The following is a 21,283-nucleotide window of genomic DNA, read 5'->3' on the forward strand; positions in this document are numbered from 1 at the left end:
ATGTTCTATTGATTGGCTAATTTTGCGATCAATAGAACATCGTATCAATGCATTAAAAAGCCCCCTTTAGTCTGCAGTAAGAAATACCGCATTCGCCATAATTACTTTTCCATTTTCCCAGAAATTACGGAACAACACATTATCGGTTAAGTAGATAACCGAACCCTGCCCTACTTTCTGCTCGCCGAATACTAGCCCATTCTTTAGTTTCTTTGCGAGATTGTTTCCTACGAAACCGCTCATCTTTGCTCCTTCGTTGATATAGCCCACATTCCAGCCTTTGCCTGCTTCGAAGTATTGATATAGGTTTGCATCCTGTTTCAACGTGAAGTAATCTTTGACGCCGAACATTAATGGATGTGAGCTATCAAAAGTTACTTTATAGATGGCTCCGGCCGTGTATTCTTTTAGCGATTCGCGCTCGCGATCGCTATATTTCAGCAATGGACTCGCTTTGCTTTTAGCCACAGAGTCCTGCTTCAATGGCTTCAACGCACTCCACTCCTGCGATGCTAACTGTCCTACTGCTGATTCTAGCGCGATTACTTTTCCTCCCGCACTTAACCAGGAAGCGAACCTTGCTGCTTGCTCTTTATCCTTGAGAAAGGGATGTGTACCGTTCGCTAACACGACGACGTCGATTTCGTCCCATTTAACACGTGAAAAATCCAAGGGATTGACAAGGGCAATCGGATAATCTAATTGCTCATCAAAATAATGCCATACCTCGCCAACATTGGTCGCACGAAGCCCATCGCCCGCAAACATCATGATCTTCGGTGCTTTCACAGTTTTCACATCCGAGCTTCCTAAATCCTTGCCTCCTTCTACGATTCCTGAACTTAGGTTATGGACTTTCACTTGCAAACGGTCAGCATTTTCTTTCAGTAGTTGATCCAGCTTCACCGTCTGATTGGCATTCTTCATAATCAGGATAGAGCCTTTCGGAAACTCTTCATTGCCAATCTTGAAAGATTGTTCGGAGGATTTTAAACTGACTCTGTTCTTCAACAAGGCCGCGGTTAGCTGTGCTGCCGAGAAACCATCCCATTTTATGGCGTATCCAAATCCAGTGCTGCTCTCATTGCTGATCTTGGCAAGCTGATAGGGTTTTAAATTGCTAGCTTTCGTATGAGATGCAATCGCCGGGATGCCATAGACGTAAGGCAAGGACCAAGCGGTAATATCATAAGTAACAGAGTCTGTTAATTTAGCTTCCGGTTCAAATAGAACCCGTATCAAGGCAGCCTTCGCTTGATTGCCCGGGATTACGACGTCATTGACAGTTAAGCTATGCGACTGCTCTTTCTTACTGAAGTAATCCAAGCCCTTAACAGATCCTGTTGAACTGTAGTAGTTGATTTTATTCTTATCCAGCAGGTTCAACAAGGCTCTGATTCTTCCATCCCTAGCCTGATCATATTTGAGCACATAGGTATGATAAGAAGACAGTTTTCCAGCAACAGCATCATCACCAAACTTCTTGAATTCCTGAACTACCTTTTCCGCATGTGTCGATACGACGTCCACAACATTGAGTCCGGAGGCATGATGTTGAATGGCACGATCAACTAAAGTTAAAGTATCGCGATCGTCCATATAAACTCCTAAACCTGCGGAACCATTTCCCGCCTTCTCATAGGTCATACCAATAGAACCGGAATACAGGGGATAGGTATCTCCATAGGATGGATAGAACAAATCGAAGCGCTCTTTAGTGAAATAAAGCCATCCTTTTGAATCGAAGTAATTTGCATTATGCTTCCCAATGGTCGTTTGAAACTCACGTTGCCACGGCGTAATTACTTCATGGAAAGGCTCTGCAGCCGGTGGAAAATAATAAGGCGCATTAATTCCTTGTTCATGGAAATCCACGTGGATATGGGGAAGCCATTTGTTGTAAATAACGGCGCGCTGCGTGCTTTCCGCCTGTGTTTGCCATGCCCAATCTCTATTCAAATCAAAGTAATAATGGTTGTATCGACCACCTGGCCAGGGCTCGCGGTGCTCACGAGCATATAAATCAGGATTGTAGTTCTTGCCGACCACGCCATTATGAAAGTTCGCATATCGCTCGGTTCCATCCGGATTTAAACAGGGGTCGATAATGATTAAGGACTTATCCAACCAGGCTTTAGCTTTCGTATTTGCTGGGTTCACTAATTCGTACAGCGTCATCATAGATGCTTCAGCCGACGATGTTTCATTGCCATGCACATTGTTGCTCATCCAGATAATAGCGGGAATATTAGTTTGCCCTGTCCCTTCGACCGCATGTGCCAATCGAAGATTATTGTTTCGGATGTCTTCGAGCTTACTGATGTTGCTCGGGGATGATACGTAATATACACGCATCGGACGCCCTTCTACGGAAGTGCCATATGCTTCTGATTTTACCTGGTTAGGAACCTGCTCAGCAATATGATCGTAATAAGCCAATATTTTCCAATGGGGAGTCACCCGGGTCCCGACTTGATAGCCAAGAAAATCCGCCGGTGATTTTATTTGCGCATAGCTCAAAAAACTGCAAGCACATAGCAAGCAAAGTAAGAGATTTTTCATTCAAATAGGTTAATAAGCAATATTCAGTGAATATTTAGGACTTTAAATTAACGATTTGCGTGCAATTTTTGCTAATTTCCATCTCATTTATTTCAATCTACCGTTCATGGCACATTTAGAAACTGACCTTATACATCAAGGATGTGGCTTCAACGACAGTAAGGCTGTTGTCACGCCCATATATCAAACTTCCACTTACTATGCTGACGAAGACTTGCAGCAGTATATCGTCGCGGCGACAGAAACTAAACACCCGACGTTCTACCATCGTCATGGCAACCCCACAAATTCGCAGGCTGCTGCGATCTTGGCAAGTCTGGAGAAAACAGAAGATGCTTTGCTTTTGGCAACGGGAATGGCTGCGATCAGCACCGCGATCCTTGCAGTAGTAAAAGAAGGAGATCATATCGTTACACAAAACTCGCTTTATTCGGGCGCGATGTTATTCTTTAAAGAATTTCTGAACGACTACGGCATATCCGTTACGCATGTAGATCAAAAGGATAACACTGCGTTTGAGCGAGCGATTCAGCAGAACACCAAGTTGATTTATGTGGAAACACCTTCCAATCCGAATCTGGATGTGACCGACTTGGAATACATCGGACAGTTGGGTAAGAAACATGGAATCACCGCGATGGTAGACAATACTTTCGCTTCGCCCATCAATCAAACGCCTGCAGAGTTTGGCATTGACATCGTTGTGCACAGTGCAACGAAATATCTTGGCGGCCATAGTGATTTAACGGCAGGCGCAATATGCGGAAGCAAGGAATTTATACATAAGGCATGGCGCAGGTCGCTGGTTCTAGGTGCATCGCTTAGTCCATTTGACTCCTGGCTTCTGCTTCGTGGCATGAAGACCCTTGCTATGCGCGTAAAACAGATCAATAGCAATGCGCTTGCAATCGCGGAATGGTTTGAAAAACATCCTGCGATTAAGCATGTGGCTTATATTGGCTTGCAATCGCATCCTCAATATGAATTGGCGGCAAAGCAGATGCGTGGAGGAACAGGCATGCTGTGTATCGAAATTGTCGGCGATGAGGATCAGGCCTATCAACATGCTCAACAGGTACTTAATAAGTTACAAATCTTTGCCAATGCGGCAAGCTTGGGCGGTGTGGAATCTTTAGTAGTCCATCCTGCAAGCATGTGGGGCAGCCACCATGATAAATCGCAAAAGAAGACATCGGGAATTACGCCAGGAATGTTGCGGATATCGGTAGGGATTGAACATATCGATGACCTAATTGGCGATTTTGAAGCAGCGCTGGAAGGGATAAAATAAGTTGAAAAAAGATATTTAAGGGAGTTGGTTTCTACAGCCAACTCCTTTTGTGTTTTCTGAAAGGAATAATATTCTTTGCATTTTATTAAACTTGAATTAACAATTCATTTATCTTTAAAATGTTTCTTTGACCAAGAATTGCCTAGCCAAGAATGAAAGCACATGATTTAGATCTTACTGACTATCAGTTTCAACTTTTTCAAGATGGAGATGAAATCGTATTCAAGTTGGTTTTCGATCGATATCACAAAATTCTATTCCGTTACACCTATGCTACGCTAAACGACGTTTATAAAAGCGAGGAGATTGTCCAAACAGCCTTTATTCAATTGTTTAAGAACAAATCACGGATCAGTAGTCCTGATGCCCTATATCCCTATATTTTTGTTATCACCAAACGATTAGTAGCCAAAGCCTTCAAAGCACAAATCCTCAACCTTACTGATCAATTGGAACAAAACAATGCATTGGAAGTCCCTTGTGAAGAGACGGAACAAGAATTGAAGTCAAGAGATCTTAAGGGCATACTAAATAAATTGATCGATCAATTACCGCAGAAGCAAAGCGAAATCTACCGCTTGAGTAAACTCCAAGGCTATTCTTATGACGAGATTTCTTTGATCACCGGGAGTTCTCGGAACACCGTGAAGAATCAGCTCATTACAGCATCGAAAAAAATAAAAAGCAATCTCGAAAAGCTATATCTGCTTATTTTTTACTTTTTTTTCATGTAGACTAGTCCTCTTTCTTTTCGATTGCCTTTATAGTGTAAAAGCAAGACCAATTGAAAAAAGAGGAACTAAAAGACTTAATCCAAAAACACAAGGACCATCAATTAACTGCAGCTGAGTTGCAGCGGCTTAAGGAATTTTTCCATTCGGAAGAGTTTGACGCTGTTTTTGAACAGGCCAGCGAGGATCTATTTCTTGAAAATAGCAATTCTGTTGTGGACATGGAATCTGAGAAGATTTATCGTCGTATAGCGGAGGAAATCCTTCCTCAAGAAAAGCGCAGCATTAAATCAAGGAACTGGCTTTACATCACTACAGCATCTGTCGCCGCTGCCTTGCTACTATTCTTTTACTTGACTCCATCGATTCTTCCAAACTCAACAGATGATGTTGTCTCAGCGGAAAGAGAACAGATTGACATCCTTCCTGGAGGAGCAAAAGCAAAGCTGGTACTGGAAGATGGGAAGATAGTTGATCTTGCGAATTTACGCTCCGACACGACTTTACAACTTGCGGGCTATAAGATATACAAGAATGCTAAAGGTGAGCTCACTTATACTTTGACGGATGAAAATATCAGTTCTGCGGGTCTTTACAATACGATAGTCACGCCAAAGGGTGGCGAATATAACTTGCAGCTTCCCGACGGCAGCAAGATATTCGTGAATGCCTCCTCGACCATTCGTTACCCACTTCAATTCGATAAAGCCAAAAGAGAAGTCGAGCTTGATGGAGAAGCTTATTTTGAAGTAAGGCAAATGGTTCAAAACAATAATAAGATTCCCTTCATCGTAAAAACCCGGGAACAGACATTGAAGGTCCTCGGAACTTCATTCAACATCAACTCTTACAGCGACCGAATCGAAACGACCTTGGTAGAAGGAAAGGTTCAGTTAAGCTATCCAAACAAAAAAGGTGGCTTGCTAGCTCCTAACCAACAAAGCAGCTATCATTCCAAGCATCAGTCTTTTCACATTAAAGATGTTGATCCGTTTTATACGATCGCCTGGAAAGATGGGAATTTCGCATTCGAAAATACTTCGCTAAGCACGGTTATGAAAGATCTGGAGCGCTGGTATGATGTGGAAGTTGAGTATCGCTGTAATTTTTCGAAAATTAAATTTTCAGGAACAATTTCAAAATACGAGAAAATAGATAAAGTTTTAAAAGCCATAGAGCTGACAGGAAGTGTGAAGTTTAAGATTGAAGAAAGGAGGATAATCGTAATGAGTTAAACTTACTTTTTCACATTTATCGAAAAAACAGGAGCGTTAGGACCGCCCCTGAAAAATTGATAAATAGTTCGACTGATAGTACGCTAATTATTAACTAATCAACCGATTTACAAATGTATAAAAAAAACAAAATTATCTCCTCCATGGGAGATATTGTGCATCGAAAACCTAAATATCTATCGATGAAACTAGCTATTGCCCTTATGTTTGCCTCTGTGTTTCAAGCTAGCGCTTTCACATTCGGCCAAACGGTCACCCTAAAGAAGAAGAACGTTAGGATAACTAATGTTCTTAAAGACATTCAAAAGCAAAGTGGCTACAACATTTTCTACGACAGTTCTTTTTTCCCAAGCAACTTGTTAGTCAGTGTAGATTTTGATAAAAAGCCCTTTGACAAAGCGCTAGAAAGCCTATTAAAGGATTATGCAATTGATTATAATATCGTTGATAAGAATGTGATCTTACGTCGGAAGCCTACCGCTGCAAGAATGGTCAATAATATTTCAAAAGAGGCGGCTTCAGTACAGCAATCACAGATCCGAGGAACGGTTAAGAATGCGGAAGGCGAACCGCTTTCCAATGTTTCTATAACAGAGAAAGGCGGTACTGCTAGCACCATGACGAATGAGCAGGGGAATTTTGAGATTACCGTTTCGAAATCCGATGCCGTCCTTGTGATCAGCAATATTGGCTTCGAAAAACAAGAAATTGCTCTGGCAAATCGCAGTTCGGTACAAGTGACGCTTCAACCTGCTATGACAGAAGTTGACGAGGTCGTGGTTGTAGGCTATGGTGAACAAAAGAAAGTGAACTTGACGGGCGCCGTGAGTCAGATTTCTGGAGAAGAGTTTGAAGATCGGCCAGTGACACAGCTTACCCAAGCACTACAAGGGAATATTCCGAACCTGAATATAGTATTCGGATCCGGACAACCAGGAACTAGTGGCTCTGTAAATATCAGAGGAAATACATCCATCAATGGTGGTGACCCTTTAATCCTAATTGACGGAATCCTAGGAACATTGGATCGTGTCAATGTAAATGACGTAGAGTCTGTCACTGTCCTTAAAGATGCTTCAGCGGCGGCCGTATATGGCGCGAGAGGAGCATTTGGGGTAATCCTAGTCACTACGAAAACAGGAAAAGTAGACGGCAAAGCATCGATTGATTATTCTGCCAATTTTGGATTTACGACTCATGCAACAAATACAGATTTTATCACATCGGGATATTGGAACGCAAAGATCAATGATGATGCAATGTACAATGCCTTAGGTTATAGAACGACCCGTTATACCGATGAAGACTACGAAGAGCTTTTGGCCCGCGTGAATGATAAGACGGAAGATCCTTCAAGACCTTGGGTAGTCGTGAAGAAAGATGCCAGTGGAAATGACATCTATCGTTATTATGCAAATTTTGATTGGTTCAATTACCTTTACGATAATAACCGTCCGAAATCTGATCACAACCTATCGTTAAGCGGGAAGTCTGGAAAAACCAATTATGCACTATCTGGCGCTATCTCCAACGAGCAAGGTATTTTTAATATTCAACCGGATAAATTTAAGCGCTATAACTTAAGAGCGAACCTTTCAACAGAAATCAAACCTTGGTTAACTGTAAGCAATGGCACCCATTTCTTTAAATCATCGTACGATTGGGCCGGGCTTTCAACAAACTTCAATAAGGTTGCAAACAACGTGAGTAACAGTGCGACGTACCATTATCACGCGATGTATGTACCTAGAAACCCTGACGGGACATTGACTGGTTATTCAGGAATCAATAGTTATCCAATCGGTTATGGATTACACAACGCTTTAGAAAGCGGAACGATGAAGGGTTATGATAATGGCACCGAATTTACGAACAAGACCGAAGCCATTATTAATTTTGGAAAAGGCCTGACCCTAACAGGTAACTATTCATACCGCGAATTCAGAGGTGAAAACAGTTATCGCCAGACCAAGCAGTATTACTCGAAATACCCTGGTGTAATGGAATTGTCTTCGTTAGGAGCTTTAAATCAGGATAGATTGACCGAAGCTATGACGAAATATTCATGGCATTTTATCAACGTCTTTGCAAATTATCAAAAGAGCTTCGGCGATCATAACGTCGTTGCAATGGCAGGTTTCAACCAAGAAGACCGCAAGTATAAACGAATTGGTGGAGTGGGACAAGACCTGTTATCCGAGACTTTAAATGATTTGGATCTTGTTATCGGTGAAAAACAATTCAATGCGGGAGCTGATGAATGGGCAGTTCGCGGTGGATTCTATCGTTTGAACTACGATTATAAAGGCAAATATTTATTCGAAACCAGTGGTCGTTATGATGGCACCTCTCGTTTCCCTAAATCAAGTCGCTTTGGATTTTTCCCATCCTTCTCTGCTGGGTGGAGAGTTAGTGAAGAAGCATTCTTCCAGCCGATCAAGAATTCCATCAACAACTTGAAAGTTCGCTATTCATACGGTTCGCTAGGAAACCAGGAAGTCGACACCTACGCATATATCGCTTCTATGGGAACAGCGCAGATCAACTATTTAGTGGATGGTCAAAAATTAAACGTGACTTACAATCCTGCGCCAGTTGCACCAACCTTAACTTGGGAAAAAATCAGCACGAGCAATATAGGATTAGATTTCTCACTACTAAACAACCGCTTAAGCGTGGAATCGGACTATTATGTTCGTAATACGATAGGCATGTTAAGTATCGGAGAAACACTTCCTGAAGTATTTGGGGCTGGCGAACCAAAGGTTAATGCGGCCGATTTAAAAACAAAAGGCTTTGACCTCTCGCTAATGTGGCGCGATCAGTTGAACTTAGGCAGCAAGCCCTTCAATTACTCGGTTAGAGCAATTCTATCAGATTATACATCCGAAATCACCAAGTTTAGTAATCCAGCCGGCTTATTGAATACGTACTACGAGGGTCAGCAATTAGGTGAAATATGGGGTTATCGCTACGATGGATTCTTCAAAACAACCGAAGAGGCACAAGAATATGCGAAAATTGTTAACCAAGACCAGATCAACAGACGAAGAGTACAGGCACCTACCGAGGATTTACGGAGGTTACAAGCTGGTGATATCAAGATCAAAGATCTAAATGGCGATGGAATTATCAATGCCGGGAAAAGTACGCTTGCTGATCCGGGAGATAGAGAAATAATCGGTAATAGCCAACCGCGCTATTCTTATGGATTAACGCTTAGTGCAAACTGGAATGGGATCGATGCTTCTATATTTTTCCAAGGAATCGGTAAAAGACACTGGTATCCAAACTTGGAAGCACAAGCGTTCTGGTCGGTATATGCAAGACCATATGATTCGTTTATTCCTAGCGACTTCCCGGACAAAATCTGGTCGCCAGAAAACCCGAATGCGTACTTCCCATTCCTCCGTGGATACACGGCACAAAACTCCGAACTATCGGTTAATAACGACATGTATCTACAAGATCTATCCTACTTAAAGATTAGAAACTTAACCGTCGGATACACTTTCCCAACAAGTCTAACAAATAGGATTCACGTCAATAAATTCAGACTGTTCATGAGCGGTGAAAACTTGGTTACCTGGACGAAGTTAAAAACGGACTATATCGATCCTGAGCAAGTGATGACAGATAATACAGGTAGAAGCTATCCGATGGGTAAAGTTGTGTCTTTCGGTGCCCAATTATCCTTTTAACTATTAATAGATTTTGACCAGTATGAAAACCAGAAAAATATTACCTATTATAACATTATTCGGATTGCTGACGGCATGTAATGATGATTACTTAGAGCGTTATCCGTTATCCGAATTAGCACCTGAGAACTATTTCTTAACCGCTGCGGAGCTGCAGAACTATACCAATGCTTTCTACTCGGAACTTCCAGATGCGTTAGCCATTCACTATAACAATCCGACGCAAGCGGATGATGAAGCGCGCAATACGTTAGCCGCTGAGATACAAGGAACACGAGAAACCCCATCGAGCGGTGCGGGCTGGGATTGGGCGGAACTACGTCAGATCAACTTCTTCCTCGAAAATTCGCATAAATGTACCGACGAAGCTGCGCGTCTGAAATACGAAGGCGTAGCACGTTTCTTCCGTGCCTATTTTTACTATGAAAAAGTCGTTCGCTTTGGCGATGTGCCTTGGTATGATAGCGTACTTGAGTTAGACGATGAGGGACTTTTTAAGGCGAGAGATTCTAGAAAAGTAATCTTCGAAAAAATGTTAGAAGACATCGACTTTGCGATCGCACACTGTCAAACTGAAAAAAGCACCACATTAATCACCAAATGGACAGCCTTGGCTTTTAAATCGAGAATTTGTCTTTTTGAAGGAACATTCCGTAAATACCATGGATTAGGCGATTCAGACGCGATATTGGCAGCAGCAGCAGCAGCAGCAGAGGAACTCATGAACACAGGACCTTATACCATCTACAAAAGCACAACAGATAAAGCATATCATGAACTGTTTATAGCTGAGAATGCTATTCCTAGTGAGATGATTCTTGCAAGACAGTATGATGCATCCGTACCATTTGTACATTCTGCGAACTTCTATATTCTTTCAGCCTCTTACGGAAGACCTGGCATGCAAAAGTCTCTTGTCAACAGCTACTTAATGAAAGACGGCTCGCGCTTCACCGATCAAGCGAACTATCAAACGATGCAGTTCTATGATGAAATGCAGAACAGAGATCCTCGTTTAGCACAGACCATTCGCACACCTGGCTACAAAAGAATTGGAAGCAATAGCAGCACTGTTCCCGACTTTGCGACCTCGGTTACAGGATATCAGTACAGTAAGTATATATTGGCGCCTGCTTTCGATGCTGGACAATCAACCAACGATATGCCGATCTTTCGCTATGCGGAAGTGCTCTTAAATTTTGCAGAAGCCAAGGCGGAATTAGGGACTTTGACGCAAGCAGATATCGATAAGAGTATCAGGTTATTGCGCGATCGCGTGGGCATGCCGAATTTAAACCTTCAAGCTGCCAACGCTAATCCTGACCCTTATCTATTATCGGAGTATCCCAATGTTACGAAAAGCAGTTTCACTGGCGCAATCCTTGAGGTTCGCCGCGAAAGACGTATCGAACTCGTAAAAGAAGGTCAACGATATAATGACTTAATGCGCTGGAAAGAAGGCGCTCGTTTATCGAAGCGTTTTTATGGACAATACTTTCCAGGGGCAGGTGAGTATGATTTAGATAAGAATGGAACAATAGATTTAGTGATTTACGAAGGTACTGCACCAACGAGAAAACCAGGCGTTCAATACCAAAAACTGGGTGAATTAGTGCTTGAGAACGGCAATAAAGGTGGACGTATCGTCAATCTCCCAGATATTGTTAAGAAATGGGATGAAGGAAAAGATTATCTATATCCTATTCCAACGCAAGAACTCGAGTTAAACCCACAATTAAAACAAAACCCAGGATGGGCGTCATCAGGAACTTAATTCTAACACTATGAAAAACATCGTAAAATATTTAGCGATTATGGCTATTGCTTGTGTTTCCACACAAGCAATAGCACAAAAAAAGATCAAGATCTTATCTTATAATGTGCTATACGGATTACAAAAAGACTCTACAGCCAACATCGATCGCTACGTCGAACTAGTGAAAGAGCTAGACCCGGATATCGTTGCTACGCAAGAGATGAATGGTTGGAAACAAAAAACATTGGAAGAGTTAGCAAAACGCTACAACCATCCCTATGCTTTACAATCAAAAGAAGAGGGATTTCCGACTGCGCTGACATCAAAAAAGCCGATGGTGAACTTCAAAAAAGTGACCGAGAATATGTGGCACAGCTATATCTACGCAAAGATAGAAGGTATACATATCTTCGTCATTCACTTCTCGCCGTTTAGCTATAAGAAGCGCTTGGAAGAGGTGGAGAACATTATTGCACAAACCAAAGAGCTCAATCCAAAAGAACCTATTCTAATTACGGGTGATTTCAACTCTCTATCTGGATCGGATAGCAAGAACTATGACGCGTCGGTACTAGCATCTATGAAAGAACAGGAAATAAAGCGCGAACAAGTTCGCAACCTGAATAATGGAGCGATCGATTATTCCGTTCTTAAGAAGTTAGAAGATGCTGGATTCTATGATTCCTACAAAGTATTGAACAAAACTTTTGAAAGCTCCGTTCCTACCTTCAAAAGTGGCGAAGCACAGATCAAGAAATCTAACCCAGGAATTGGAAAGCGAATAGACTTTCTGTGGGCCAATGAGACAGCAAAAAAAATGCTAACGAAGAGTATTGTGCTCAAAAACGAGAAAACTCATATCATCTCCGACCATTACCCTGTATACGTCGAACTTGAGCTTCCTTAAAAGACAAATATCAATAAGCTCCCTTGGAATAAAACATTGCAAAGGGAGCTTATTCAAAATCTCCTTTCAGAGACTATTCTCGTCAATTAAAAGCAGTCCTTTTCACTACTGCTATACAAAATGACCAAAACTTTCTTGCACCAACTTCGCCAATTCCTCGACCGGAATTGAAGGCTGATATTCACCGCTCACAGACCAAGACCTTTCTGCTGGATTAAACCTAAGTTCATAGGAAATTTGATTATCCTCTGTAATATTAAAGCCGTGGCTCTGGAGGTCATATGTTGCCTGGAAAGTGATCGTCCGATCAGAAAGCTGCTTTTCAAATACTCTAGTTAAATCCATCTATGGTTTTATTTATATTAAACTTCTTATACAGTAAATTATCGACTCTATCCATATCATTTACAAACAATATGCCTTACTGCTACAAGCAACGCCATAAAGTTGAAATTGTATAAAACGACCGCACCTACAAATCCCCATTTACCAAAATATCGTATACAGAGCCGCCGTAATCCCCAAGACCAGCAGAGCGCCTACCGCAAAACCAGTCTTTGTCTTGAACATCGTTGTATCAACTTCCAATCCATTCGGAACCACACCGCGCTTATTCTCATAAATACTGATAAAGTACATCCCTATTACACAGAATAAGAACACAAAACCAACGCGATCAATAAACGGTATCTCATAAACACCATTCACCGGAACGGCGAAACCCGAAGATCCCAAGAAAGAAAGATCCATAAACTGAGGCAGGAACTTCAATACGATCGACATTAAGAACCCACCGATTGTCGCGAACAGCGCAGCATTGGATGTTGTTTTCTTCCAAAAGAATCCGAGTAAGAACATCGCAAATATACCCGGCGAAACAAAGCCCGTATATTCCTGAATATATTGGAATCCGCCTTTCTTATCAATTCCCAAATGCGGAGCGATAATAATTGCCAAGATCATGGAAACGATGATAGTGATCTTCCCAACATTCACCAACCTCCGCTCCGAGGCATTCTTATCAAATATCTTTTGGTAGATATCTAGGGAGAAAATTGTGGCAACGGAGTTTGCTTTGCCGGCAAGCGATGCCACCACTGCTGCCGTTAAAGCGGCAAACGACAAGCCTTTAAGACCCGTAGGCAATAAACTCAACAAGACCGGATAGGCTCTATCCGGATTTAACTCCCCACTCGCCATCATTTCCTGTTGGAACAAACCATCATTGTACAGCACAAATGCTGCAATTCCGGGTAATACCACAATAATCGGCATCAATAATTTCAACACGGCTGCAAATAGAAGTCCGTTCCTTGCCGTGCCTAGATCAGCCCCTAAGGCACGCTGCGTGATGTATTGGTTACAGCCCCAATAGCTTAGGTTGATAACCCACATACCACCAATCAGCACGCTTAAACCCGGAAGATCAATGTAATTCGGATTATCAGGTTTTAGGATCATATGAAAGTGATCGGAAGCCTTTTCATGCACGATATTGAATCCTTGCAAAATCCCTTCGCCACCAAAGTGGTCCGACACGAGATTTAACGCAAGGTAAGTCGTTGCAAGCCCACCCAGGATAAGGAAAAACACTTGTATAACATCTGTATACCCGATTACCTTCATCCCTCCCAGCGTGATAACGATCGCAAAAACCGCCAACCCGATCATACAGAGTTGAAAATCTAATCCCGATATACTCGATACCGCCAATGCACCTAGAAAGAGGATGGAAGTAAGATTGACGACAATATATAGCAATAACCAAAATACCGCCATAATCATGGAGACCGTACCGTTATACCGCACGTTCAGGAACTGCGGCATCGTAAAGATCTTGTTCTTGAGGTAGACCGGCAAGAAGAATACCGCAACGACAATTAAGGTCGCTGCCGCCATCCACTCATAAGTCGCAATCGCCAATCCGATCTTAAAACCCGAACCACTCATACCAATAAATTGCTCCGCCGATATATTGGAGGCAATGAGCGAGGCTCCGATTGCCCACCAGGTCAATGAGCCCTCGGCAAGGAAATAATCCTTAGAGTCGCCAGACGCAGATTTCTTCTTATAATAAATGTAGAGTCCATAGCCCGCAACAATGGCGAAATAGCACAGGAATACGATATAATCTTTAGTTTCCATGGATTATTGAACTGAGAATTTATAAACAGACTTGGTCGAATAGGTATCACCCGGATTAAGAATGGTCGACGGGAAATTAGGTTGGTTTGGTGAATCTGGGAAGTGCTGCGGCTCTAAGCAGAAGCCCGTTCTGAAACTGTCTTTATTGCCGTTCTTCAGCGTTACTTTTTCTGCCATGAAGTTGCCAGAATAAAACTGAATACCTGGTTCTTCCGTATAAATATCCATTACAATTCCAGACTGATCTCCAACAACCTTGGCCGCATGGTTGAGGCCTGCAACTTTTGTCCCATTCAACACGAAATTATGGTCATAGCCTTTGCCAAAGGTCAGTTGCTCATTGGCAACTTCAATGTCTTTGCCCATGCTTTTCGCAGTCGTAAAATCAAATGGCGTTCCTTTAACCGAACTCATTGCTCCCGTTGGAATCAGGGTGCTGTCCACTGGCGTAATCTGATCAGCAAATAGCGTCAGTTGATGATTCAAGATGGAACCACTACCCTCTCCATTTAAATTAAAATAAGCATGGTTAGTCAGGTTGATGACGGTCTTTTTATCCGTTGTCGCTTGGTAAGCAATCGTCAGTTCATCATCGTCCGAAAGACTGTAAGTCACTTCAATTTTGATGTTTCCGGGGAAGCCCTCATAACGATCGGGCAAGGTATAACTAAAAACCACGCTTTTGTCGTCGGTTTGTTTCGCATCCCAATTCGCAAAATGCAAGCCCTTAAACCCGCCGTGCAGGGTATTCTTGCCATTGTTCGCAGGCGTGGTATATTCTTCTCCGTCTATGCTGAACTTTCCGTTTGCAATTCGGTTGCCGAAAGGTCCAACGATTGGTCCGAAGTAAGGTTCCTCAGCATTGTTATAGAGCGACGCCTTGCTGAAACCCAGCACGACATCCGTCATTGCGCCATCTTTATTCGGAACTAAAAGTCCCACGAGGCGCGCGCCAAAATTTGTCAAATAAGCTGTAGCTCCCTTAGCATTCTTTAAAATAAATAATTTTGCCGCTTTGCCGTCTATATCTTCGTTAAACTGCGCGGAGTCGACTAGCTCTCTACTTGCCGTGGGTGATGGGCTGCTTTTATCTTGTTTTGTACCCTGCTGGCAAGATAATAGTACCAACAAAGCACAACCCAGGAATAGGTTGATTAGTTTCTTATTCATAATGTTGTTTATAATCGTGTATCTAATATACAACTTCCGTCCCATTATCGATGGCAACGAAAATAGCCGTTAGTTCCAAATCAAATCTCGAGCGGTACCCTTTGGAAAGGGCATCAACTAGTTGATTACCAAACCCCTTTTCTACGATGTTGATGGTGCAACCACCAAATCCGCCACCCATCATTCTTGCTCCTTTCACCTGTTCAAACTGCTTCGCCTGCTCAACAAGGTAGTCTAGCTCTGCGCAGCTCACCTCATAATCCTTGCTCAACCCTTCATGGGCCAGGAATAGCTGCTCACCAAGCGCAGTAATATCGCCAGTCTGCAAGGCTTCGCATGCTTTATTTAAGCGTTCATTTTCTTCCAAGACAAATCTAGCCTTCAAGTAAGCTGCCGGACTAACAGGCTTTACCAGCTCATCCAACTGCGACAAATTCACATCGCGCAGGCTCTTTACCTCCGGGTATTTCGCCTGCACCAGGCTTACCGCATGCTCGCAAGCATGGCGGCGGTCGTTGTATGCGGACGATGCCAAGGCATGCTTTACATTGGTATTGAGGAGCACAAGTTCATGATCCCCCAAGTCCAGGGGCACATAAGTATAGCTGAGGTCGCGACAGTCTAAACGGATCACATGGCCAGCCTTACTCAATACGGAAGCAAATTGATCCATTATGCCACACATAACGCCAGCATAGGTATGCTCTGCCAATTGCCCCATTTTAGCAATTTCCACGCGATGAAGACTCAGCCCATACAATTCGTTCAACGCATAGCCCGTTGCACATTCTACCGCCGCAGAGGATGATAGACCAGCCCCTACAGGAATGTCCCCGTCGATGTATAAGTCAAAACCAGATAGGCTAAGCTCCTTATCCTTTATTTGCTGCACTACACCCAAAATATAGTTGGGCCAACTTAGCTCCGTCGGCGCAATGCCTTTCAACGCTATCGCATAATGCGCTTTAAAATCTTCCGCATAGAGGTTGATGAGATTATCCTCGCGTTTCCCTACCGCAACATATATAGCTTTATCGATGGCAGCTGGCAATACAAATCCTTCATTATAATCCGTATGCTCACCAATAATATTGATTCGCCCGGGCGATTTCACAATAAGGTCAGGATTCTTTCCAAAAACTTCCTTAAAACGCGTTTCGAGTATATTCCTAGCGATCATCTATTGAGCCTTATAATGAGTAGTACTTTGTTCTTTAATGATTTCTGCAGCACGTTCTGCCGTTATATCTCGCTGCGGATTGGCCAACATCTCATAGCCAACCATAAACTTTTTAACCGATGCAGAACGCAATAAAGGCGGATAAAAGTGCATATGCCAATGCCAATGCTGCTGATCCTCGCTATTGACGGGAGCTTGATGCATCCCCGCAGAATATGGGAATGAGGTTTTAAAAATATTGTCATAACGAACAGTGAGTTCTTTTATCGTTTTGGCTAGGTCTTCCTTCTCTTGGTCAGTAAACTGACTAATATCTTGTACATGTCTTCTCGAAACAATCATCGTTTCGAAAGGCCATGATCCCCAATAGGGAACCAATGCCACAAAGTGCTCATTATCGATGATCAGGCGCTCATCTTTTCGCTCTTCTAGATCTATATAATCGGCAAGTAAACTCCTTTGATGATCTTCAAAGTATGCACGTAGCTGTATATCTTCTTTTATAATTTCTACAGGAAGGCTACTCTGTGCCCAGATCTGACCATGCGGATGCGGATTGCTGCAGCCCATGATCGCCCCTTTATTTTCGAAAATCTGTATGTACTTGATCCAATCATTGCGACGCAATTCCACAAACTCCTGCTGCCATAAATCCACGACCTTCTTAATATCCAGAACTTCCATTTCTGGCAAAGTAAGATCATGTCGAGGACTAAAAGCAATAACTTTACAGATTCCCCGCTCGGTCTCTGCAATCAATAGACCATCCTCATCGATGAATGTGCTTTCCGTATCGGGAAGCAAGGCAGAAAAATCATTTACAAAAACAAAACTATCCTTATAATCCGGATTTAAGGTACCATCAGCGCGTTGATTCCCAGGACATAAGTAACAGGTAGAATCATATTCAGGGCGCTGATCTGCAGAGGTTTCCTCCACTTGCCCTTGCCAAGGCCGTTTACTTCGATGCGGCGATACGAGGACAAATTCACCGGTAAGTAAGTTTAATCGTTTGTGTGGATTTTCGTTTATTGTTGGTTCAGGCATGGGTTTTTGCTCTTCTTTTATCTAAAATACAAAATACAATGATAAGTCGAAGAACTAAGTGTTTATTTTACACTTTAGTAGTAGTTAGAATTTACACAGCATATAACGCAGATGCTTTTGTATGGAACGCTGCACCCTGTTTTTAGGCGTATCATCAAAACAAATACTTCTTCGAAGGGAGAGCCAAATCTTTGCTTCAGCAAGAGGAATTTCTTGACAAATTATACGATAAACTTGAAACCCCTATTTTGGATCTCAAATAATTTGACTACGCGATGAATTGTTATGCATTTACGCAACATGAGTCACCTGAATTACAAGCATCACTAACTTGGAAAGGCAATCCCCAAGATTGGGTGAGTTTGTTATTGGTAAAATCTCGACGCGATTTTCAAGGGGGAGATGCTGGAGATTTGTTTTTGTAATCCACAAAAGCGATTTGGCTAAAGAAGACTTCAGCAAACATTTGTCACAATGGAAAGTAGTTAGCAACTAAATAACTTGTGGGGAACAACTAAAAAGCAACTACAGTCATGGTTTTCAATCGTTTCTGTTGAATGATTCAACGCTTTAATTGTTGAAGCGATGTTCCCGAGATAAACAATCCGATAAACTCTTTTCAGTTGGCATTTGCAAGTTCGTACACATCTTTTAGAACCTTGCCTAGAAGAAATCTGTGCTTTATTCCGCTATCATAATCATGAATTAAACCCAACTACCCCCCTACTACCTTATTGACTTTAGAGAATATTTTCCTATATTCAACTCAACTAAAAAGTGTTAGCAAAATAACAGCTAACGCTGCTAAACCTTAATTATCATATCATTCTTTATCTAATGAGTGCTTTTCAAATAAAAGAAAACCCAGAAGTTTATGATGCTATTGTTGTCGGCTCGGGTGCTGGTGGTGGCATGGCGGGCTATATTCTAGCGAATGCTGGTTTGAAGGTATTGATGCTGGAAGCCGGTCCTTTCTTTGACCCAGCCAAAGATGCCTTACAGATGCGCTGGCCTTGGGAGTCTCCACGTCGCGGCGCAGCGACTACTCGTCCCTTTGGCGACTTTGATGCTGCCTATGGCGGATGGCAACTCGATGGTGAACCCTATAGCACCGTCGCTGGAACCGAATTCGAATGGTTCAGAGCGCGGATGCTCGGCGGAAGAACAAACCATTGGGGCCGTATTTCCTTACGTATGGGTCCTGACGATTTCCAACCCACGGACGGCATCACCGATCCCTGGCCCATCAGCTATGAGGAAGTGAAACCATTTTACGACCGAGTAGACCGTATGATCGGCATCTATGGAACTGTTGAAGGCATTCATAACGAACCGGACGGAATCTTTATGAAACCGCCAAAACCGCGTTTAAATGAACTTTACATTGCGCGCGGAGCTCGCAAAGCAGGAGTTCCTGTTATTCCTGGCCGGGGCGCTGTCCTTACCGAAGCCTCCTCCGAGATCAAAGGCCGAGGAACCTGTTTCTACTGCGGACAATGCGGAAGGGCCTGTAAAGTCTATGGCGACTTCTCCTCATCCTCCTGTCTTGTTATACCGGCTATGAAAACCGGCAATCTAAAAGTCATCGACAATGCGATGGTTCGTGAGGTGTTGACCAATGATGAAGGACTAGCAACCGGAGTTTCCTATATGAATACCAAGGACTTACAAGAATATACAGCAAAGGGCAAAACAGTTATTTTAGGAGCCAGTGCCTGCGAAAGTGCGAGACTGATGCTCAACTCAAAGTCCGCAGCACATCCGGCCGGTGTTGGAAATAGTAGCGGACTGGTCGGCAAGTACTTGCACGATTCCACCGGAGCCAGCTTATCCGGCTTTCTACCACAGTTATTGGATAGAAAGCGCTATAACGAAGATGGCACGGGCAGTGTACATATTTACTCGCCATGGTGGGGTGACCATAGCAAACTCAACTTTCCGCGAGGCTATCATATCGAATATGGTGGCGGTATGCGCATGCCATCGTATGGCTCTTTCAACGGTGTACCGAGCATCAACGGAAAAGTGCCTGACAAAAATGGAGAACCAAAAGATGGCGGAGGTTATGGTGCTTCATTGAAGCAAGACTATCGCCGATTCTATGGTGCAAACGTGGGGATGGCAGGGCGTGGCACGGCTCTAGCCCGCAAGGATAACTATTGCGAGATTGATCCCAGCCGCGTCGATAAGTTTGGAATCCCGGTACTGCGCTTCCACTATAAATGGGCAAACGAAGAAATAGTGCAGGCGAAACATATGCAGGAGACTTTTCAGGCGATCATGCATGAAATGGGCGCTATCATCACCTCATCTATCCCTGGTGCAGATACCCTATATGGCTTAGAAGCTCCCGGAAAGATTATCCATGAAGGCGGCACGACCCGGATGGGGAATGACCCGAAAACATCGGTCTTGAATAAATGGGGCCAGGCACATGATTGCAACAATCTCTATGTAGTTGATGCGGGTCCTTTCGTGCAACAAGGCGATAAGAACCTGACCTGGACGATCCTAGCCTTATCCATGCGTACGGCAGAATACATCTTAGAACAAAAAAACAAATTAAACAGCTAATCGAGCGATGAACAGAAGAGATTCATTAAAAGCCTTAGGGCTTATTGCTGCAGGCTCTAGCGTAATGGCAGGAGCATGTAAAGACGATAAAACAAATGCGAAGAATGCTACGGTAAATGCAGGCGATAAACTTCCGGGTGTGCAAGACTTCGAACATGAGCGCACGCAGGAACTCTTGGACGAAACCTTCTTTACTCAACATGAAATGGCGACCATCACCGTGCTTGCCGATATTATCATTCCAAAGGATGAAATCTCCGGATCTGCCTCTGAGGCCGGTGTACCGGCTTTCATCGAATTTATGGTCAAAGATATTCCAAGCAATCAGGTACCGATGCGTGGCGGATTACGTTGGTTGGATATACAGTCGCAGAAGCGTTTTTCCAACCCATTTATCAAATGCAAAAAAGAAGAACAACTGGCCTTAGTCGATGATATCGCCTATCCGGAAAAAGCAAAACCGGAGATGATGCAGGGCGTGGCGTTTTTCACTTTGATGCGCAATTTCACATCCTCAGGCTTTTTCACCAGCGAAATGGGAATTAAGGACTTGGGTTATGTCGGGAATAAGCCCAACCTGTGGAACGGTGTACCGGACGATATCATGATCGCTCATGGTTTCGACCCTACAAAATTTCTGGGCTAGTCGTACAGTTTGCAAGAACGAACAGGGATACCCTGTTGGTTCTATTTTTCATGTTAACTATTTGATTCCTCCTGCTCGATTTATTATCTGAGGAGATTATTCAATTTAAATTTTGCTCCTCCTATGTTTGTATAATATAATCTAAGTGAAGAAGAGCGAGAGCAGATTTTGCTTTAAATAGCCTTATGGTATATTCAAGAAAAGAGACTGCCTCCTCTTCTTTAACCTTTTAGAATCTGAACAGAATGTAAGGAATTTGCTCATTATTATGAGTCTTATAGCCAGTATATCCAGTCTGGAGAAAAGATGAAGAAAGGTTATCACTAACCTAAACCATG

At 43.0% G+C, this 21,283-nt stretch carries 14 protein-coding genes; 8 read left to right on the top strand and 6 right to left on the bottom strand.

All coding sequences use genetic code 11. The features are described 5' to 3' along the window. Positions 1 to 66: 66 nt before the first annotated feature. Complete coding sequence (locus QYC40_RS16710) at positions 67 to 2,562, bottom strand: M14 family metallopeptidase (protein ID WP_301991340.1); 2,496 nt, start codon at positions 2,560 to 2,562, stop codon at positions 67 to 69. A gap of 106 nt (positions 2,563 to 2,668) precedes the next feature. Here QYC40_RS16710 and QYC40_RS16715 point away from each other — a divergent pair, with 106 nt between their 5' ends. The 6 genes from QYC40_RS16715 (at position 2,669) to QYC40_RS16740 (ending at position 12,183) form a co-directional block, all read left to right on the top strand. Further along, on the top strand, positions 2,669 to 3,853 hold the full coding sequence (locus QYC40_RS16715) for a PLP-dependent aspartate aminotransferase family protein (protein ID WP_301991341.1): 1,185 nt from the start codon (positions 2,669 to 2,671) through the stop codon (positions 3,851 to 3,853). Positions 3,854 to 4,005: 152 nt separating this feature from the next. After that, complete coding sequence (locus tag QYC40_RS16720) at positions 4,006 to 4,587, top strand: RNA polymerase sigma factor (protein ID WP_301991342.1); 582 nt, start codon at positions 4,006 to 4,008, stop codon at positions 4,585 to 4,587. 50 nt (positions 4,588 to 4,637) lie between these two features. After that, a complete protein-coding gene (locus QYC40_RS16725; protein WP_301991343.1) occupies positions 4,638 to 5,819 on the top strand; it encodes a FecR family protein in 1,182 nt (393 codons plus the stop codon). 182 nt (positions 5,820 to 6,001) lie between these two features. Next, positions 6,002 to 9,520, top strand: a complete 3,519-nt coding sequence (locus QYC40_RS16730) for a TonB-dependent receptor (protein WP_301991344.1) — start codon at positions 6,002 to 6,004, stop codon at positions 9,518 to 9,520. Between the two features lie 22 nt (positions 9,521 to 9,542). Continuing rightward, a complete protein-coding gene (locus QYC40_RS16735) occupies positions 9,543 to 11,294 on the top strand; it encodes a RagB/SusD family nutrient uptake outer membrane protein (RefSeq protein ID WP_301991346.1) in 1,752 nt (583 codons plus the stop codon). 10 nt (positions 11,295 to 11,304) lie between these two features. Continuing rightward, positions 11,305 to 12,183, top strand: coding sequence for an endonuclease/exonuclease/phosphatase family protein (locus QYC40_RS16740; protein ID WP_301991347.1), 879 nt, complete (start codon positions 11,305 to 11,307; stop codon positions 12,181 to 12,183). A gap of 111 nt (positions 12,184 to 12,294) precedes the next feature. On the opposite strand, the gene QYC40_RS16745 is transcribed toward QYC40_RS16740, so the two are convergent. The 5 genes from QYC40_RS16745 to QYC40_RS16765 form a co-directional block, all read right to left on the bottom strand. Then, complete coding sequence (locus QYC40_RS16745; RefSeq protein WP_301991348.1) at positions 12,295 to 12,528, bottom strand: hypothetical protein; 234 nt, start codon at positions 12,526 to 12,528, stop codon at positions 12,295 to 12,297. Positions 12,529 to 12,669: 141 nt separating this feature from the next. Next, positions 12,670 to 14,328 carry a sodium/sugar symporter gene (locus QYC40_RS16750; RefSeq protein ID WP_301991349.1) on the bottom strand — a complete coding sequence of 553 codons (1,659 nt, stop codon included), beginning with the start codon at positions 14,326 to 14,328 and terminating at the stop codon, positions 12,670 to 12,672. A gap of 3 nt (positions 14,329 to 14,331) precedes the next feature. Beyond that, entirely contained in the window at positions 14,332 to 15,498 is a 1,167-nt protein-coding gene (locus tag QYC40_RS16755) for an aldose epimerase family protein (protein ID WP_301991350.1), read from the bottom strand. Positions 15,499 to 15,520: 22 nt separating this feature from the next. Continuing rightward, positions 15,521 to 16,678 carry a galactokinase gene (gene galK, locus QYC40_RS16760; protein WP_301991352.1) on the bottom strand — a complete coding sequence of 386 codons (1,158 nt, stop codon included), beginning with the start codon at positions 16,676 to 16,678 and terminating at the stop codon, positions 15,521 to 15,523. Further along, positions 16,679 to 17,725, bottom strand: coding sequence for a UDP-glucose--hexose-1-phosphate uridylyltransferase (locus tag QYC40_RS16765; protein ID WP_301991353.1), 1,047 nt, complete (start codon positions 17,723 to 17,725; stop codon positions 16,679 to 16,681). It abuts the gene before it with no gap. 837 nt (positions 17,726 to 18,562) lie between these two features. Here QYC40_RS16765 and QYC40_RS16770 point away from each other — a divergent pair. Continuing rightward, entirely contained in the window at positions 18,563 to 20,299 is a 1,737-nt protein-coding gene (locus tag QYC40_RS16770) for a GMC oxidoreductase (protein WP_301991355.1), read from the top strand. A 7-nt stretch (positions 20,300 to 20,306) separates the two neighbouring features. Then, positions 20,307 to 20,945: a gluconate 2-dehydrogenase subunit 3 family protein gene (locus tag QYC40_RS16775; RefSeq protein ID WP_301991356.1), complete on the top strand. Its 639-nt coding sequence runs from the start codon at positions 20,307 to 20,309 to the stop codon at positions 20,943 to 20,945. Positions 20,946 to 21,283: the final 338 nt, after the last annotated feature.

Source organism: Sphingobacterium sp. BN32 (assembly GCF_030503615.1).
GTDB lineage: Bacteria > Bacteroidota > Bacteroidia > Sphingobacteriales > Sphingobacteriaceae > Sphingobacterium.

Coding starts and splice junctions, on each gene's coding strand:
- QYC40_RS16730 (WP_301991344.1), top strand. CDS start 6,002: ATGAAACTAGCTATTGCCCTTATGTTTGCCTCTGTGTTTCAAGCTAGC.
- QYC40_RS16745 (WP_301991348.1), bottom strand. CDS start 12,528: ATGGATTTAACTAGAGTATTTGAAAAGCAGCTTTCTGATCGGACGATC.
- QYC40_RS16735 (WP_301991346.1), top strand. CDS start 9,543: ATGAAAACCAGAAAAATATTACCTATTATAACATTATTCGGATTGCTG.
- QYC40_RS16755 (WP_301991350.1), bottom strand. CDS start 15,498: ATGAATAAGAAACTAATCAACCTATTCCTGGGTTGTGCTTTGTTGGTA.
- QYC40_RS16770 (WP_301991355.1), top strand. CDS start 18,563: ATGAGTGCTTTTCAAATAAAAGAAAACCCAGAAGTTTATGATGCTATT.
- QYC40_RS16720 (WP_301991342.1), top strand. CDS start 4,006: ATGAAAGCACATGATTTAGATCTTACTGACTATCAGTTTCAACTTTTT.
- QYC40_RS16740 (WP_301991347.1), top strand. CDS start 11,305: ATGAAAAACATCGTAAAATATTTAGCGATTATGGCTATTGCTTGTGTT.
- QYC40_RS16750 (WP_301991349.1), bottom strand. CDS start 14,328: ATGGAAACTAAAGATTATATCGTATTCCTGTGCTATTTCGCCATTGTT.
- QYC40_RS16765 (WP_301991353.1), bottom strand. CDS start 17,725: ATGCCTGAACCAACAATAAACGAAAATCCACACAAACGATTAAACTTA.
- QYC40_RS16715 (WP_301991341.1), top strand. CDS start 2,669: ATGGCACATTTAGAAACTGACCTTATACATCAAGGATGTGGCTTCAAC.
- QYC40_RS16775 (WP_301991356.1), top strand. CDS start 20,307: ATGAACAGAAGAGATTCATTAAAAGCCTTAGGGCTTATTGCTGCAGGC.
- galK (WP_301991352.1), bottom strand. CDS start 16,678: ATGATCGCTAGGAATATACTCGAAACGCGTTTTAAGGAAGTTTTTGGA.
- QYC40_RS16710 (WP_301991340.1), bottom strand. CDS start 2,562: ATGAAAAATCTCTTACTTTGCTTGCTATGTGCTTGCAGTTTTTTGAGC.